The sequence below is a fragment of the Paenarthrobacter sp. MSM-2-10-13 genome (genome assembly GCF_011605365.1).
Classification (GTDB): Bacteria; Actinomycetota; Actinomycetes; order Actinomycetales; family Micrococcaceae; genus Arthrobacter.
The window spans coordinates 196,293-213,851 of sequence record NZ_JAAOXO010000001.1; the positions used below are offsets into that span (position 1 = coordinate 196,293).

The following is a 17,559-nucleotide window of genomic DNA, read 5'->3' on the forward strand; positions in this document are numbered from 1 at the left end:
AGGTATGGGTTACGGCAGGGTGTCAGCGACGGTCTTGAAGCCTTTGAGAACGTCTTGGCCCAGCGTGAGAACAGTGCCAACGATGATTGCGGCGATGAGTGCCACGAGCAGACCGTATTCAACAGCCGTCGCACCCTTCTCCTCGGAGGTGAAGCGATCCTTGACGCCGGCGATGAACGAGATAACGGAAACCATAAGAGATGACATTGGAATATCCTTCCCAGAATTAATGTGGCAGTGAATCTTGAATAGCAGGGCGGCAAATTATCTAAATTCGCCCGAATAGTGAACTGCGTCTGTGGAGCCTTTAGCTGTTCGTAATTCGATGAGATAAGAATTCACCCTGGGCCGCTGAAGTCACAATGCGTAGCCGTACTCGATTTATCCGGGCGCCTATTACTTGCCGGATGTGCCAGCAAGCAGAAAGTACTCAGTTTCGTTGCCCGGACGGGCGGAAACTACTTGCTTTACAAAGGAGCCTTATGTATTCCAGGCACGCTGAAGCCTGGGTAAGGACGTACTAACCCCGGGCTAATTCATGAACAGAACTACGCCAAGCGCCGCAATGAGCATTGCGGGTCCATGGGCTGTTTCTGCGGGCTTTTCGGCGGATCTCAGGCGTAACATCAGCACCGTCAGCAACCCGCCCACCACGAATCCCAGTAGCCCGCCAATGAGTACTTGCTGCCAACCCAAGTAGCCCAAGTACAAACCCAGGGGCGCTGCGAGCTTCACATCGCCCATTCCGAGGCTTCTTGGCGAAATAAGTTTGAGAATGACGTAGCCGGCGAACATCATCGCCCCGCCGGCGAGGGCGCGGAAGAGGTCCGGCCAGCCCGGCGCGAGAGCTGCGGATGTGGAAAACAGCACTAAGCCCCCACCGAGCAACAGCAATACAAGGCGGTTGGGCAGCAAATGGAGAGTGAAATCGATCCGTGAAAGTTGCACGCCAAGTGATGCCAATAAAAGGAATGCCGGCAACTCCGGAGAGAAACCGAGCCGCCACGCAAGCAAGCCAAACAGCAGCGCGGTGACGGCCGCCGTCGTGATCCGGACCTTAGCTACAGGGAGGCCGCCGAGTCGCGGCAGCGCGCGGGCAATCAGAAGCTCGGCAACAGGGCTCAGCAGCAAACCAAGGAGCGCAAGAAGGAGTGCGAAGCCGGGTCCGTTGGGCATCTGTTCTCCCTCAATCAGCGCATGGCCCCCAAGGGCGGTTACCCCATTTTGACCCGGACGCCCTCATGACGGTATTGTTTAGAGTCGTTGTGCGTGTCCTATCTCGATGACACATGCCTTGCGGGGGATCCAGTTGCAGGATCGCTAACTCCCTAGGCATTTTCGAGATCTTGGGATAACTGGTACATAGAGCCCTCACCTCTGCTCCGGTAGCGCATACATAGATAGGTACACGCCTTATTGCGTGTCGCCTAAAACATGAACGCCAGAACAAGAACGAGGCAAAACCGTGCGTACGTACACCCCGAAGCCCGGCGATATCAACCGCCAGTGGCACGTCATTGACGCCACCGACGTTGTCCTTGGTCGTCTTGCCAGCCAGACCGCAACACTGCTGCGCGGAAAGCACAAGCCGACCTTTGCGTCCCACATGGACATGGGCGACTTCGTCATCATCATCAACGCTGAAAAGGTAGCCCTCACCGGCGCCAAGCTGGAGCAGAAGCGCGCATACCGCCACTCCGGTTACCCGGGCGGCCTGACCTCCGTCAACTACGCCGAGCTGTTGGAATCCAACCCGGTTCGCGCTGTTGAGAAGGCCATCAAGGGCATGCTCCCCAAGAACTCCCTCGCTGCACAGCAGTTGGGCAAGCTCAAGGTCTACCGTGGCGCTGAGCACCCCCACGCTGCACAGCAGCCGAAGACTTTCGAAATCACCCAGGTCGCCCAGTAGTCCTGGCCACCAACTAAACTTTTTATTACAAGGAGAACCGTGGCTCAGAACGAAGAACTGACCGCCGAAGCCGTCGAGGCCGAGGAAACCCTCACCAGCTACACCTCTGAAAGCAGCAACGCTGCCGAAGATGCTCCCAAGAAGGAGCGCCCGGCACTGACCGTTGCCGGCGCAGCTGTTGGCCGCCGCAAGGAAGCCGTTGCACGCGTTCGCGTTGTGCCTGGCTCCGGCAAGTGGACCATCAACGGCCGCACGCTGGACAACTACTTCCCGAACAAACTGCACCAGCAGGATGTCAACGAGCCCTTCAAGATCCTTGATCTCGAAGGCGCCTACGACGTCATCGCCCGTATCCACGGTGGTGGCATCTCCGGCCAGGCCGGCGCACTGCGCCTTGGCGTTGCTCGCTCGCTGAACGAGATCGACGTCGACAACAACCGCGCCACCCTCAAGAAGGCCGGTTACTTGAGCCGTGACGCACGCGTCATCGAGCGCAAGAAGGCTGGTCTCAAGAAGGCCCGCAAGGCTCAGCAGTACTCCAAGCGTTAATCTACGCTTGCTCGAAAGCCCGTTCCGCCGTTTCGGCGGGGCGGGCTTTCGCCGTTTCAGATACCAGGCAGCGGAGTCAAGGAAGGCGCCGCACATGACCTTCTGGCGGCCGCTTGAACCAGGGCTGTCCTGTCGTCGTCTAAACTTGACCCGATGTCTAGATTATTTGGAACAGATGGCGTCCGCGGTCTCGCGAACGGATTGCTCACCGCCGAACTGGCTATGCAGCTCGCGCAAGCAGCCGCCGTCGTACTCGGCCATGAACGCTCTACCGATGGCAAGCGGCCGCGCGCCGTCGTCGCAAGGGATCCCAGAGCCAGCGGCGAGTTCCTCGCCGCTGCCGTCGAAGCCGGGCTGTCCAGTTCCGGCATCGACGTCTACGACGCCGGCGTGCTCCCCACCCCTGCCGCGGCTTACCTCGTGGCGGATCTCGACGCCGACTTTGGAGTCATGCTCTCGGCGTCGCATAACCCTGCGCCGGACAACGGAATTAAGTTCTTCGCCCGCGGCGGCCAGAAGCTTCCGGACGATGTTGAGGACGCCATCGAGGCTCAGCTGGGCAAAGAGCCGCAGCGCCCGGTGGGAGCCGACGTCGGACGCATCCAGAGGTTCTCAGACGCCGAAGACCGGTACATTGTGCACCTGCTTGGCACGCTTCCCAAGCGCTTGGAAGGCTTGAAGGTAGTTCTGGACTGCGCCCATGGTGCAGCTAGCGGCTGTTCGCCCCAGGTCTTCAAGGATGCTGGTGCCGACGTGGTGGTCATCGGCGCAGAGCCGGACGGCTTGAACATTAATGAAGGCGTTGGATCCACGCACCTGGGCCCGCTCAAGGAGGCCGTGGTCAAGCATGGCGCGGACCTTGGCGTAGCCCACGACGGTGACGCTGACCGCTGCCTGGCCGTCGACCATGAAGGCAACGAAGTGGACGGCGACCAGATCATGGCGATTCTGGCACTGGCGCTCAAGGATGCAGGAAAGCTCAAGGACAACATCCTCGTGGCCACAGTCATGAGTAACCTCGGCCTGAAGATCGCCCTGCGCGATGCGGGTATCGCCATCCGCGAGACTGGTGTTGGTGACCGTTACGTATTGGAGGCAATGCGAGACGGCGGATACAACCTTGGTGGTGAACAGTCCGGCCATGTGATCTTCTCCGACTTCGCCACCACAGGTGACGGCGTCCTGACCGGTCTGCAGCTTGCAGCCCAGGTTGCCTTGACCGGACGCAGCCTCAAGGACCTGTCCAGCGCCATGACCAAGCTGCCGCAGCTCATGATCAACGTCAAGGGCGTTGATAAAGCCCGGGCTGCCACTGACGAGGGCGTTGCCGAGGCTGTTGCCGCGGCGGAGCTTGAACTGGGTGAGACCGGACGTGTGCTCCTCAGGCCCTCAGGGACCGAGGCGTTGGTGCGTGTGATGGTGGAAGCCGCTGACATGGAAACGGCCGAGCGTGTCTGCAAGGGGCTCGCTGCCGTCGTCAAGGATCGTTTGGGCGCTCCCAGCGAAATGGCAGTCTAGGAGACCACATTTTGAGGCCCGTACCCCAGCTTGAGTCGGAGCAGGGGTGCGGGCCTCGGTGTTTAAAGATGAGAGCCTCAGTTACTAAGGATTAGAAGTAGTCCGGAGCTGCTTCAAGCCCGAAATACTCTTCCAGGGTTGCGATGCCGCGGGCGGTCATGTCCGTAGCTGCCTCCACCCCGATGTACCGCAGATGCCAGGACTCGTAAAAGTACCCTGTGGTGTCGTGGAACATCCACGGATAGCGGACCACGAATCCAAACTTGTGGGCGTTGGCTTTGGCCCAGATGGCAGCGGGTTGCTCGGCGAAGCATGGTTGGAAGCTGCAGGCTCCCGCACCGTCGCCGATGTCAAAGGACCAGCCCGTTTGATGCTCGGAGTGCCCCGGGCGGGCGGAAGCGCGGTCGGCGGCGGCCTGGCCGGTGCTGGCGACGTAGCCGTTGTAGGTAGCAACCTGGGTGGAATACGAACGGTATCCGGAGGCCAGCGTCATGATGACGCCCTCCGTGGCTGCGGCCCCGAACATCTTTTCAGCGGCAGTCGCCGTCGTGCTGTTAAGCAGGGCCGCTTCGCCGCTGACGGCGAGCCGTACGCCTGGCTGCACCAAGTCTGCCGGAACGAAGTCCTGGGGAACCAAGGGCCGGTGCTTGTTCACCACTACCCAGGGACTCGTTGGATCCGTGAGGGAGTGCTGCGGGGCAACGGCGTGCGAGGGGGCTGTATTGGAGGGAGTCGCGCTGGGGGCTGATTCAACGGGTGCAGGCTCGCTTGCTGCGGCGCTGGGGGTGCCCACGGAGGACGGTGTGGGTAACGAAGGGGCCTCGCTGGCGGCGTTGGCCGCGACGGGGGATGGGGCGGCGTCCTCAGGCGTGCAGGCCGCCAATGCTGCCATTCCCGCGCCGGCGGTCAGGAGGCTGGCGAAGATCCGCCGGCTAGGCAGCGGTTGGGAATTGTTGGGCACCCTAGACCTTTCTCAGCAGCATGCGGCGGATCGAGTGGTCTGCGTCCTTGGTGAGTACCAATTGTGCACGTCCGCGGGTGGGCAGCACATTTTCCTCGAGGTTCGGCTCGTTGATGCGTTTCCATATGCCCCGTGCCGTTGACTCGGCGTCCTCGTCCGACAGTGTGGCGTAGCGGTGAAAGTAGGACTCGGGCTGGGCGAATGCCGTGGTCCGCAATTTCCGGAAGCGGTCCACGTACCACTCTTCAATGTAGGAGGTCTTGGCATCCACATAGATGGAGAAGTCGAAGAAGTCGCTGACGGCCAGTCCCTGCTTGCCGTCCATCCGAGGGCGGGCCGGGGCCAGGACGTTCAGTCCCTCGACAATCAAGACGTCGGGGCGCCGCACTACGACTTCCTTTCCCGGCACGATGTCATAGGTGACGTGGGAGTACCAAGGCGCGCGGACTTCCTCGGCGCCGCCTTTGACTTCAGAAACGAAACGAAGAAGTCCACGGCGGTCGTAGGACTCCGGGAAACCTTTCCGCTCCAGCAGGTGCCGGCGCTTCAGCTCAGCCAAAGGATAAAGGAAGCCATCTGTGGTGATGAGTTCCACGTTGGGCGTTCCGGGCCAGCGCCGGAGCATTTCCCGGAGCACACGGGCAATGGTGGACTTGCCAACGGCAACGGACCCGGCCACCCCGATCACGAACGGCGTGCGTTGGGTTTGCTCACCCAGGAACGTCGTGGTGGCTGCGTGGAGTTGGTGTGAGGCCTCCACGTACAGGTGAAGGAGGCGGGAGAGAGGGAGGTAAACCTCCCTGACTTCTTTCATGTCCAGGGGGTCGCCGAGGCCGCGGAGACGGAAGACGTCCTCTTCGTTGAGGGGCTGCTCCATCTGCGCTGCAAGCCTGGACCACGTTTGACGGTCCAGCTCTACAAAGGGGGAAGCGCCGTCGCCATTAGCTTCGGTGCGTTGCAAAGTCACGCTCATGATTCTGCCCTCCGCGGAGCGGATCAGGAAATGCGCGACGAAGGGCAGGCGAATTGTGAGGGTTGGAACCCCGTCAATGAACATAAGGAGGGAGGATGTCCCACATCAGTTGTTTGCACTAGCCGTTAGGCTAGTACCCATGTGTGGAATCGTAGGCTATGTTGGCAATTCGTCTCGCAAGGCAGCTGGATACAGCGCTCTTGACGTTGTGGTGGAAGGGCTGCGCCGTCTGGAATACCGCGGCTATGACTCCGCAGGCGTCGCAGTAGTGGCTGACGGGAGCATCTCTTCCCGTAAGAAGTCCGGCAAGCTGAGCAACTTGATCGCAGAACTGGAAGCAAGCCCGGTTCCTGAGTCCCTGACCGGCATCGGCCATACCCGTTGGGCAACGCACGGCGGACCCACGGACCGTAACGCGCACCCGCACCTCTCCGACGGTGGCAAGCTGGCGGTCATTCACAACGGGATCATTGAGAACTTCGCCGAGCTCAAGCAGGAACTGCTGGGCAAGGGCGTCACCTTCGAGTCGGAAACGGACACCGAAGTTGCTGCCGCACTTATCGGCGACATTTTCCGCACCCAGCTCAACGGCGACGGCGGCAACCTCACCGAGGCAATGCGCCTGGCCTGCCAGCGACTCGAGGGCGCTTTCACTCTTCTCGCCGTCCACGCTGACCAGCCCGACGTCGTCGTGGCCGCCCGCCGTAACTCCCCGCTTGTAGTGGGCCTGGGCGACGGCGAGAACTTCCTCGGCTCCGACGTCTCCGGCTTCATCGACTACACCCGCCGTGCCGTCGAACTGGGTCAGGACCAGATCGTCACCATCACCGCGGACTCCGTGGAGATCACCGACTTCTTCGGCGCTCCTGCCGAGGGCAAGGAATACCACGTTGACTGGGACCCGGCTTCCGCCGAAAAGGGTGGTTTCAGCTCCTTCATGGAGAAGGAAATCAACGACCAGCCGGACGCCGTAGCGCAGACCCTCCTGGGCCGCTCGGACCTCAACGGCAAGCTCACCCTGGACGAAGTCCGCATCGACCCTGAGCTCCTCAAGCAGGTGGACAAGATCATCGTTTTGGCCTGCGGTACCGCGGCCTACGCTGGTCTGGTAGCCAAGTACGCCATTGAAAACTGGTGCCGCATTCCCACCGAGGTGGAGCTCGCGCATGAGTTCCGCTACCGCGATCCCATTGTTGACTCCAACACCCTGGTGGTTTCCATCAGCCAGTCGGGCGAAACCATGGACACGCTGATGGCTGTCCGTTACGCCCGCGAACAGGGCGCCAAGACGATCTCCATCTGCAACACCAACGGTTCCACCATCCCGCGTGAATCCGATGCTGTGCTTTACACGCACGCAGGCCCCGAAATCGCTGTTGCTTCCACCAAGGCGTTCCTGGCGCAGATCACTGCTGCCTACCTGCTTGGCCTGTACCTGGCCCAGTTGCGGGGCAACATCTTCTCCGGCCAAATCAAGGATGTCCTGGCGGACCTGAACAAGATCCCCGCCAAGATCCAGAAAATCCTGGACAACGCAGGGCCGCTGCGTGAGCTTGCCCGCAGCATGAAGGACGAGAAATCCGTCTTGTTCCTGGGCCGCCACGTTGGCTATCCGGTAGCCCTTGAAGGCGCGCTGAAGCTCAAGGAAATCGCATACATCCACGCTGAAGGCTTTGCCGCCGGCGAGCTCAAGCACGGTCCTATCGCTTTGATCGACGACGGCCAGCCGGTCTTCGTGGTGGTTCCGTCCCCGCGTGGCCGCGACTCGCTGCACTCGAAGGTTGTCAGCAACATCCAGGAAGTCCGTGCACGTGGTGCCCGGACCCTGGTCATCGCTGAAGAGGGCGACGAATCGGTCAAGGATTACGCAGAGCACGTCTTCTACGTACCCGAAACCCCCACCCTGCTGATGCCGCTGCTCACCACGGTTCCGCTGCAGATCTTTGCTGCTGAACTGGCCGGTGCCAAGGGTTACGACGTCGATCAGCCGCGTAACCTCGCCAAGAGCGTCACCGTAGAGTAGTGCCATGATTGTTGGCATCGGCGTGGACGTCGTAGACATCGAGCGGTTTGGTCGGCAGTTGGAACGGACACCGGGACTCCGGGACCGTCTGTTTGTTCCTGCCGAGCGGGAACTGAACACCCGGTCCCTGGCGGCGCGTTTCGCGGCCAAGGAAGCTGTTGCCAAGGTGCTGGGCGCTCCGGCAGGCATGAACTGGCAGGATTGCTGGATCGGCCTCGATGAGAATGGACCCACCGTCCAGGTCAAGGGAACGGTGCTTGCCGTTGCCGAGGCCAAGGGCGTCAAGCGCTGGCACTTGTCCATGAGCCACGACGGCGGCATAGCTACGGCTACTGTCCTCGCCGAGGGCTAAAGGGACTTCACAAGCAATGATCAGCGCCTTCACCGGACAACAGATCAGGGATGCGGAAAAACCGCTCCTGGACTCCGGTGAGGGCGCTGTTCTCATGCGACGGGCCGCCTACGGGTTGGCCCACGTTGTGGCTCGCGAGGTCAATAACAAGCGGAAGCTTGCAGGGGCGAGTGTTGCAGTGCTGGTTGGGAAGGGCAATAACGGTGGCGACGGCATGTTCGCTGCAGCTTTCCTTGCCCGCCGCGGTGTCCGAACGACGGCGGTGCTCGCCGCCGCTGAAGTACACCCAGAGGCGCTGGCTGCTTTAGTCGCCGCCGGCGGAACTGTTGTGACGTTGGAAGCCGCTAACGCGGAAGAGCTGGCCGTCCTGTGCGCGGGCCATGACGTCATTATTGATGCCCTGCTCGGGACCGGTGCGCGCGGTGGGCTGCGGGACGCCTCTGCCGAACTGGTGGCTTCGCTTCAAGAGTTGCGTCCACGGTTGGTAGTGGCCTGCGACCTTCCCAGTGGACTGGACGCCAACACCGGCGAAGTGCATTGGCCGGTGCTTGGTGCGGACGTGACCGTGACGTTTGGCGGTATCAAGGCCGGGCTGATGACTGACCCGGGTGAAGGGTGTGCCGGGCGCGTGGAGCTGATCCCCATCGGCATTGAGAATTCTTTGGAATGCTACCGCCCTGAGCTTCGACGCCTCACTGCCTCGGACCTTGGATCCTTGCTGCCCCATCCTGGCCGGCGCGCCCACAAATATTCGCGGGGCGTGTTGGGCGTAGTCGCCGGTTCCGCGCGCTTTGCCGGAGCTGCTGTCCTGAGTGTCCACGCTGCCGCCCTCTCGGGGGCGGGAATGGTGCGCTACAACGGGCCCCGGGACGCGGCGCAGCTGGTGCTCGCGCGAACCCCGGAAGCCCTTTGGGAGGCCGACAACCCCGGCCGCGTCCAAGCGTGGCTGCTGGGATCCGGGGTGGACGGCGAGGAGCAGCTGCAACGGGCAAGGGACGCCGGTGCGTCGGCCCTCTCCAACGATTTGCCCGTGGTTGTAGATGCCGGAGCTTTGAGCCTCCTGCCGGAACGCTGCCCGGCCCACTGGATCCTGACACCTCACGCCGGAGAGCTGGCTGCGTTGTTGAACTCGCTTCCTTCGACTGGCGAAATAGAGGTATCCCGCGACGACGTCGAATCCCGTACCCTGCATTATGTGCGGCAGGCCGCCCAACGAACCGGCGCCACAGTGCTCCTGAAGGGTGCCTCCACACTGGTGGCGTCGCCGTCGGGCGTTGTTTTCAGTCAATCCGAAGGCACCGCGTGGATGGCAACCGCGGGCAGCGGCGATGTCTTGGCGGGCGTGCTGGGAGCCTTGCTGGCACAGTCTGCGGAGATGGTACGGCACGACGACGGCGCATATGCCGCGTTGGGCTTGGATCCCGCCGACCGCTGGGCTGCTCTGGCAGCCGTTGCTGCCAGCGTCCACGGGCGAGCCGGAGCCCTTGCATCCGCTCATTTTGACGAAGGTCCCATTACAGCTTCGGCCGTCATGAATGCGGTTCCGCGCGTCATTGGTTCGCTCAACGCGGAATACGACCGAACAATACCCTAAGGTTGCTGTCGGTGTCTGGGGGCTTGAGTAGGCTTGCAACAGTTGTTCGCATCATCAAGAGGAGAACGCATGGAAGTCTGGCCTGGATCGGCTTATCCGCTAGGTGCCACGTTTGACGGCACCGGCACCAACTTCGCGCTGTTTAGCGAGAAGGCCGAAAAAGTGGAATTGTGTCTCTTCGACGACGACGGCGGGGAAGTCCGCGTAGAAGTTACCGAAGTAGATGGTTACGTTTGGCACTGTTATCTGCCGCAGGTCCAACCGGGGCAAAAGTACGGCTACAGGGTGCACGGTCCCTACGACCCTGACGCCGGCCAACGCTTCAACCCCAATAAGCTGCTGCTGGATCCTTACGCGAAGGCCATCCACCGGCAGATTGACTGGGACCCGTCCCTGTTCTCATACAACATGGGTGACCCAGATTCGCGAAATGATGAGGACTCTGCGCCGCACATGATGCTGGGCGTTGTCATCAACCCCTTCTTTGACTGGGACGGCGACAAACTCCTGCGCATTCCGTATCACAAGTCCGTGATCTATGAGGCACACGTCAAGGGCCTTACCCAGATGCACCCCGAGGTGCCCGAAGAGCAGCGCGGCACCTACGCCGGCGTCGCGCATCCGGCGGTTATTTCCCACCTGCAGAAGCTGGGCATCACGGCGATCGAACTCATGCCGGTGCACCAGTTCGTCAACGACGGCATTCTGCAGGACAAGGGCCTGAACAACTACTGGGGCTATAACACCATCGGGTTCTTCGCACCCCACAACAGCTACAGCTCCAAGGGAGACACTGGACAGCAGGTCCAGGACTTCAAAGCCATGGTGCGGGCGCTGCATACGGCTGGCATCGAGGTCATCCTCGATGTCGTGTACAACCACACAGCCGAGGGAAACCACCTCGGACCCACACTGTCCTTCAAGGGCATCGACAACTCCGCGTACTACCGCCTGGTGGAAGACGACCAGAAGTACTACATGGATTACACCGGCACGGGCAACTCGCTTAACGTCCGCAGCCCCCACTCCCTCCAACTGCTCATGGACTCCCTGCGCTACTGGGTGACCGAGATGCACGTGGACGGATTCCGATTCGACCTCGCCTCAACGCTGGCACGTGAGTTCTACGACGTGGACAAACTCTCCACCTTCTTCGAACTCATCCAGCAGGACCCGGTAGTCTCCCAGGTGAAGCTCATCGCTGAGCCGTGGGACGTTGGGCCCGGTGGGTACCAAGTGGGCAACTTCCCGCCTCAGTGGACAGAATGGAACGGCCAATACCGCGACACGGTCCGTGACTTCTGGCGCGGCGAACCTTCCACCCTTGGCGAGTTCGCTTCACGTCTGACCGGATCGGCGGACCTCTACGAGCACTCTGGCCGTCGACCCGTGGCGTCCATTAACTTCGTCACCGCGCACGATGGCTTCACGCTGGCCGACCTTGTGTCCTACAACGAGAAACACAATGAGGCCAACGGCGAAGACAACAACGACGGCGAGTCCCACAACCGTTCCTGGAACTGCGGCGCAGAAGGACCCACGGACGATCCCACCGTCCTTGGCCTCAGGGCCCGCCAGCAGCGTAACTTCATTGCCTCGCTGTTCCTGTCCCAGGGCGTCCCCATGCTGCTGCACGGCGACGAACTGGGCAGGACGCAAAACGGCAACAACAACGGTTACTGCCAGGATTCCGAACTCACCTGGATCAACTGGGAGAACGTGGACCAGCCGCTGATCGAGTTCACTGCCGCGGTCAGCGCGCTCCGTGCCAAACACCCCAGCCTGCGCCGCAGCCGCTTCTTCGATGGCCGTCCCGTGCTTCGTGGTGAAGGCGAACGGCTCCCGGACATCGTATGGCTCGATGCCGACGCCAGCACCATGTCTCCGTCCGACTGGGACGAAGCTTTGGGGCGCTCCGTTGGTGTGTTCCTCAACGGCGATGGCATCCACGGCCTGGACACCCAGGGCCGACGCATCACGGACGTCAACTTCCTCTTGTACTTCAACGCGGACCAGGACGAGGTAGGCTTCCGGATTCCTTCCGACGAGTACGCGCCGGCCTGGGACGTCATGATCGACACCGCCGGGGAAGGCGCCGAAGCGGGCGTGGTCAAGCCGGACCAGATCCTGATGGTAGGCGGCAAGTCGCTGGTGGTACTCCGTGCCCACAGCACCCCGGAAATTGAACCCGATCACTCGGTGGCAGCTTCCCTCGCTGCCCTGACGCAGACGAGCACTCCAGAGACGGCATCCATGACCGCTCCGGCAGTGACGTCCTTGCCTTTCGATTACAAGAGTTCTGCGCCCGAGGGCAATGACGGCGAGAGTGAAACAAAGGAAACGGAAGCATGAGGACGCCTGTCTCAACGTATCGTCTCCAGATTCGCCCGAGCTTCACGTTGCAGGACGCAGCTGAGCTCACCGGATACCTGCAATCCCTGGGAATTGATTGGGTCTACGTTTCACCCATCCTGACAGCGGAAAAGGGTTCCGATCACGGCTATGACGTGACCGATCCCTCCACCGTCGACCCCTCCCGCGGAGGCTCCGAAGGACTAGCCGCATTGTCCCGGGCTGCCAAAGACAAGGGCCTGGGCGTTCTTGCCGACATCGTCCCCAATCACATGGGCGTCGCTTCGCCGAAGCAAAACGCCTGGTGGTGGCAGCTCCTGAAAGAAGGCCAGGGTTCAAAGTACGCCGAGGCTTTCGACGTCGACTGGGACTTTGGCGGGGGGAAGATCCGCATCCCGGTCCTGGGAAGTGATGACGACCTTGACGAACTGAAAATCGTGGACGACGAACTGCGTTACTACGATCACAGTTTCCCCTTGGCAGAGGGGACGTACACGGCCGGGGACAACCCGCGTGAGGTCCACGAACGGCAGCACTACGAGTTGGTTGGCTGGCGCCGCGCCGACGCCGATCTGAACTACCGCCGCTTCTTCGCAGTGAACACCTTGGCCGGCTTACGTGTCGAAGTTCCATGGGTCTTTGACGAGTCTCACGCAGAGATCGTCCGCTGGTTCCGTGAAGGACTGGTGGACGGGCTGAGGATCGACCACCCCGATGGACTGGCCGACCCCGAGGGCTACCTCGCGAGGCTGCGCGAAGCTACTGGTGGCTCCTACCTTCTGGTGGAGAAGATCCTGGAACCTGGGGAGCAATTGCCGGATACCTTCGAGTGCGAAGGGACCACGGGATACGACGCCTTGGCCGACGTCGACCGCCTTTTCGTGGACCCGGCGGCTGAGGAGTACCTGAACTCCCTCGATGCCCGACTCCGGAATGCAGATGCTCCCGCGGACTACCACTCCATGATCCATGCGACCAAGCGCCGGATCGCCGACGGCATCCTGCGATCGGAAGTCCTGAGGCTGGCCCGCCTTGTGCCTGAATCCTTGGAGCTGCCGTTCGCGAAGGTAGCCGATGCCTTGGCTGAAGTCATCTGCTGTTTCCCCATCTACAGGACGTATCTGCCCTATGGTGGGAAAACGCTGATCGAGTCCGTGGAGAACGCCGCCAAGCAGCGCCCTGACCTGGCCGCTGTCCTTAGCGGGCTTCAGCCGCTCTTGCTGGATGAGTCCAGCCTGCTGGCCCGGCGTTTCCAACAGACGTCCGGCATGGTGATGGCCAAGGGTGTGGAGGACACCGCATTTTTCCGGTACACCCGTCTAGGGTCACTGACGGAAGTGGGTGCGGATCCCACGGAGTTCTCCATTCCCGGCAATGTCTTCCACGAACGCATGGCCCGGAGGCAGCAGCTCTTGCCGCTGTCCATGACAACGCTGAGCACCCACGACACCAAACGGAGCGAGGATGCGAGGGCCAGGATCTCGGTGATCTCCGAGGCCGTACCGGAATGGGAGCTCTTCCTCGGAATCGTCCATGAGCTCGCGCCCATCCCCGATGGGCCCCTCTCGGCCTTGGTCTGGCAATCCATCGCAGGCGCGTGGCCGGCAGATCGCCAACGGTTGCAGTCCTACGCCTTGAAAGCGGCACGGGAAGCCGGCAATTCCACCAACTGGACCGATCCCAACCAGGATTTCGAACGCCAGTTGGCGGCCGCCGTCGACGCCGTCTTCGATGTTCCGGAGGTTGCAGCCGCCCTGACGAACTTCGTCAACGAGCTCGAACCGTATGGAACATCCAACTCGTTGTCCGCCAAGTTGATCCAGCTGACCATGCCCGGCGTTCCGGACGTCTACCAAGGCACTGAATTCAGGGACGGTTCGCTGACCGACCCCGACAACCGGCGTCCCGTGGACTTCAAGGCTCGGATCGCAGCCCTGGAAGAGTTGGACGGCGGCGCCAAGCCCGCATTCACCGATGAAGCCGCCAAACTGCTGGTGACCTCGCGTGCCCTGAGGCTACGGCGCGACAGGCCGGAACTGTTCGCCGGCTACCTCCCGGTGGCTGCCCAAGGCGCCGCTGCGGGACACGTGGTGGCCTTCGACCGGGGAGCCGAACATCGTGGAGCTCTCACCGTTGCCACCCGCCTGCCCAAGCGGCTGGCCAGTGAAGGCGGCTGGCGGGACACGGCCATTGAATTGACGGTGGCCTGCCGGGACGAACTCACCGGGGTCAGCTACGGGGCAGGCGCCGTCCCTCTGGCCACCTTGCTGGAGCATTACCCGGTGGCTTTGTTGGTCCCTACGGACTGATTTCCGGACGGTGCGATCACCGAATAGCGGTGATCGCACCGTCAACACCGTCATTGCAAAGCACGCTTGAAACACGTACAGGGGAGCATGATGCTGGAGCACGCTGCTGGAAAGAATCTTTACGACGTCTGGGCTCCGAATGCGGATTCGGTCCAGTTGCTCGCCGGAGGCCACGAGTACTCCATGGAGAAGCATCACGACGGCGCCGCAGCCGGTTGGTGGCGGGCGCCTGCTGACGCAGTGGCCCAGGATGGCGACGACGTGCGGTACGGCTACATCGTGGACGGCGAGGGACCGTTTCCCGATCCGCGCTCGCGGAGGCAGCCGGACGGGGTCCATGGTCTGTCAGCGACCTTCGATCCTTCCGCCCATGAGTGGAAGGACAGCGAATGGAAAGGCCGGAGCCTCAAGGGTTCGGTCATCTATGAGCTACACCTCGGCACCTTCACCGCGGAAGGCACGCTGGATGCCGCAGCCGAGAAACTGAAGTATTTGGTGGACCTTGGCGTCGACTTCGTAGAGCTACTCCCGGTCAACGGATTCAATGGTGTTCACAACTGGGGTTATGACGGCGTCCTTTGGTACGCCGTGCACCAGCCGTATGGTGGCCCCGCCGCCTACCAACGCTTTGTGGATGCAGCGCATGCCGCGGGCTTGGGCGTTATTCAGGACGTCGTCTACAACCACCTCGGTCCAAGCGGCAACTACCTGCCCAAGTTCGGCCCCTACCTGAAATCGGGGGAGGGCAACACCTGGGGTGACTCCGTGAACCTTGACGGCCCCGGCTCGGACGATGTTCGTCGATACATCCTGGAGAACGCAGAGATGTGGCTCCGGGATTACCACGTGGACGGACTCCGCCTCGATGCCGTGCACGCGTTGCGTGATGAGCGTGCCGTGCACATCCTTGAGGAATTCGGCGCGCTGGGAGACGAGGTGGAGGCAGCCACCGGAATCCCCAGGACGCTGATTGCGGAATCGGATTTGAACAACCCGCGGCTCATCTACCCGCGGCAAGACAACGGCTACGGCTTGGAAGGCCAGTGGAGCGACGACTTCCATCACGCCGTCCACGTCAACCTCAGCGGGGAATCCACCGGCTACTACGCGGACTTTGACTCGCTCGCAGTGTTGGCCAAGGTCCTGGAACATGGATTCCTCCACGACGGCAGCTACTCCAGCTTCCGGGGCAGGCACCACGGCCGCCCGATCCGCCGCGATATGGCCCACCCTTCCGCGCTTGTGGTCTGCCTGCAGAACCACGACCAAATCGGGAACAGGGCCACCGGGGACCGCCTCACTGCGTCGTCGTCGTACGGAAAGCTGGCCATCGGTGCTGTGCTGACCATGACATCCCCCTTCACGCCCATGCTGTTCATGGGTGAGGAATTTGCTGCCTCCACTCCATGGCAGTTCTTCACCTCCCACCCGGAACCTGAGCTCGGCAAAGCTACAGCAGAAGGTCGAATCAAGGAATTCGAACGTATGGGATGGGACCCGGCGGTTGTTCCTGACCCGCAGGATCCTCAGACGTTCCAGCGCTCCAAACTCAAGTGGGACGAAGCCGGCGAAGGTGAGCACGCACGCTTGCTGCAGCTGTACAAGGATTTGGCACAGCTGCGCCGCAACACTCCGGAATTGGTGGACGGCGGCTTCGGCGAGACACACGTTGAGTTTGACGACGACGAACACTGGCTCCAGTTCTCCCGCGGCCCCATCCGGGTAGTCTGCAACTTCGGGGACGAAGCACTGGGCACGCCATTGAATGGCTCCGTGTTGCTGGCTACCGACGACGAAGCAGCCCTGAACGACGGGACGCTGACCCTTCCCGGCGGTAGCGCCGCCGTCGTGCGCGTCCAGTAAGCCACAGAAATTGAGGTGACGGCGCCCACATAGCGGACGGCGCCGTCACCACTGTTTCTGCAGTGGCAGGATGGTACGTATGACTTATTCGGCCGCGGAAAACCGCTACGAAACCATGCCCTACCGCCGCGTCGGACGCAGCGGACTCAAACTCCCCGCCATCTCGTTGGGCCTCTGGCACAACTTCGGCGATGACAAACGATTCGACGAACAACGCGCCATCCTGCGCCGTGCGTTCGATCTCGGTGTCAACCACTTTGACCTCGCCAACAACTACGGTCCGCCGGATGGCTCGGCAGAGACAAACTTCGGCCGTCACCTCAAGGACGACTTCAAGCCGTACCGTGACGAACTGGTCATCTCCACCAAAGCCGGTTACTACATGTGGCCCGGCCCGTATGGCGAGTGGGGATCCCGCAAATACCTGATCTCCAGCCTGGACCAGTCGCTGGAGCGCATGGGCCTGGAGTACGTGGACATCTTCTACAGCCACCGCCCCGATCCTGAAACGCCATTGGAAGAAACCATGGGCGCTTTGGACTATGCAGTCCGGTCCGGTAAGGCACTGTACGCGGGAATCTCTTCCTACACGCCGGAACAGACGATCGAAGCCGCCCGGATCCTCAAGGAACTCGGCACTCCTCTTCTCATCCACCAGCCCAGCTACTCCATGCTGAACCGGTGGACGGAGAACGGCTCACCCAACCTGTACGAGGCCTTGGACCAGGTGGGCGCCGGTTCCATCGCCTTCTCGCCGCTGGCGCAGGGGATGCTCACCAACCGCTACCTCAACGGTGTGCCCGCCGATTCGCGGGCCGCCAAAGAACGGTTCCTGTCCGAATCTGCACTCACTGAAGACAAACTCGACCGCGTGCGGGGCTTGAACGCCATAGCCGAAGGGCGTGGGCAGACCCTTGCCCAGATGGCCATCGCGTGGATCCTGCGTGATCAGCCCAAGGGTTCGCCGGTGACCTCAGCCCTGATTGGTGCTTCCAGCGTTGCCCAGCTTGAGGACACGCTCAGCGCGATCAACAACCTGGGGTTCACCAGCGAAGAGCTCACGGCCATTGACGAATTTGCTGTGGAATCGGACATCAACCTTTGGGCTCAGAAGTAGCCTTCAACAACTGACATAAACAGCGGAGGCCGGGAGGGA

14 protein-coding genes are annotated in these 17,559 nt (G+C 61.7%); 10 read left to right on the top strand and 4 right to left on the bottom strand.

The features are described from left to right. Window positions 1-9 precede the first annotated feature (9 nt). A complete protein-coding gene (locus HAV21_RS00990) occupies window positions 10-207 on the bottom strand; it encodes a Flp family type IVb pilin (protein ID WP_166839943.1) in 198 nt (65 codons plus the stop codon). A gap of 324 nt (window positions 208-531) precedes the next feature. Beyond that, a complete protein-coding gene (locus tag HAV21_RS00995) occupies window positions 532-1,176 on the bottom strand; it encodes a prepilin peptidase (protein WP_166839944.1) in 645 nt (214 codons plus the stop codon). 289 nt (window positions 1,177-1,465) lie between these two features. On the opposite strand from HAV21_RS00995, the gene rplM reads away from it, so the two are divergent. The 3 genes from rplM to glmM all read left to right on the top strand — a co-directional run bounded on the left by rplM (window position 1,466) and on the right by glmM (window position 3,976). Beyond that, window positions 1,466-1,909 (top strand): 50S ribosomal protein L13, encoded by a 444-nt coding sequence (gene rplM / locus HAV21_RS01000; RefSeq protein WP_024817563.1) that lies wholly within the window; start codon window positions 1,466-1,468, stop codon window positions 1,907-1,909. A 39-nt stretch (window positions 1,910-1,948) separates the two neighbouring features. Further along, window positions 1,949-2,458, top strand: a complete 510-nt coding sequence (gene rpsI, locus HAV21_RS01005; RefSeq protein WP_024817562.1) for a 30S ribosomal protein S9 — start codon at window positions 1,949-1,951, stop codon at window positions 2,456-2,458. A gap of 153 nt (window positions 2,459-2,611) precedes the next feature. Beyond that, the gene (gene glmM / locus HAV21_RS01010) at window positions 2,612-3,976 is read left to right on the top strand and encodes a phosphoglucosamine mutase (RefSeq protein WP_166839945.1); all 1,365 of its coding nucleotides are present in this window, start codon (window positions 2,612-2,614) and stop codon (window positions 3,974-3,976) included. 91 nt (window positions 3,977-4,067) lie between these two features. On the opposite strand, the gene HAV21_RS01015 is transcribed toward glmM, so the two are convergent. Together HAV21_RS01015 and coaA are read right to left on the bottom strand one after the other, a co-directional pair. Continuing rightward, window positions 4,068-4,937 carry a D-alanyl-D-alanine carboxypeptidase family protein gene (locus HAV21_RS01015; protein ID WP_166839947.1) on the bottom strand — a complete coding sequence of 290 codons (870 nt, stop codon included), beginning with the start codon at window positions 4,935-4,937 and terminating at the stop codon, window positions 4,068-4,070. Between the two features lies 1 nt (window position 4,938). Continuing rightward, on the bottom strand, window positions 4,939-5,910 hold the full coding sequence (gene coaA / locus HAV21_RS01020; protein ID WP_142938394.1) for a type I pantothenate kinase: 972 nt from the start codon (window positions 5,908-5,910) through the stop codon (window positions 4,939-4,941). Between the two features lie 139 nt (window positions 5,911-6,049). Here coaA and glmS point away from each other — a divergent pair, with 139 nt between their 5' ends. From glmS to mgrA, 7 genes are all read left to right on the top strand, one after another. Further along, the gene (glmS, locus tag HAV21_RS01025; RefSeq protein WP_142938395.1) at window positions 6,050-7,933 is read left to right on the top strand and encodes a glutamine--fructose-6-phosphate transaminase (isomerizing); all 1,884 of its coding nucleotides are present in this window, start codon (window positions 6,050-6,052) and stop codon (window positions 7,931-7,933) included. Between the two features lie 4 nt (window positions 7,934-7,937). Then, window positions 7,938-8,285 carry a holo-ACP synthase gene (locus HAV21_RS01030; protein ID WP_011775548.1) on the top strand — a complete coding sequence of 116 codons (348 nt, stop codon included), beginning with the start codon at window positions 7,938-7,940 and terminating at the stop codon, window positions 8,283-8,285. Window positions 8,286-8,301: 16 nt separating this feature from the next. Beyond that, the gene (locus tag HAV21_RS01035; RefSeq protein WP_208095735.1) at window positions 8,302-9,879 is read left to right on the top strand and encodes an NAD(P)H-hydrate dehydratase; all 1,578 of its coding nucleotides are present in this window, start codon (window positions 8,302-8,304) and stop codon (window positions 9,877-9,879) included. 69 nt (window positions 9,880-9,948) lie between these two features. Further along, the gene (gene glgX, locus HAV21_RS01040; RefSeq protein WP_166839948.1) at window positions 9,949-12,231 is read left to right on the top strand and encodes a glycogen debranching protein GlgX; all 2,283 of its coding nucleotides are present in this window, start codon (window positions 9,949-9,951) and stop codon (window positions 12,229-12,231) included. After that, window positions 12,228-14,540, top strand: a complete 2,313-nt coding sequence (gene treY / locus HAV21_RS01045; RefSeq protein WP_166839950.1) for a malto-oligosyltrehalose synthase — start codon at window positions 12,228-12,230, stop codon at window positions 14,538-14,540. Before glgX ends, treY begins: the two co-directional genes overlap by 4 nt. Before the next feature lie 90 nt (window positions 14,541-14,630). Then, on the top strand, window positions 14,631-16,403 hold the full coding sequence (gene treZ, locus HAV21_RS01050) for a malto-oligosyltrehalose trehalohydrolase (protein ID WP_166840865.1): 1,773 nt from the start codon (window positions 14,631-14,633) through the stop codon (window positions 16,401-16,403). 79 nt (window positions 16,404-16,482) lie between these two features. Next, entirely contained in the window at window positions 16,483-17,520 is a 1,038-nt protein-coding gene (gene mgrA, locus HAV21_RS01055; RefSeq protein ID WP_166839951.1) for an L-glyceraldehyde 3-phosphate reductase, read from the top strand. The last annotated feature ends 39 nt before the right edge of the window (window positions 17,521-17,559 follow it).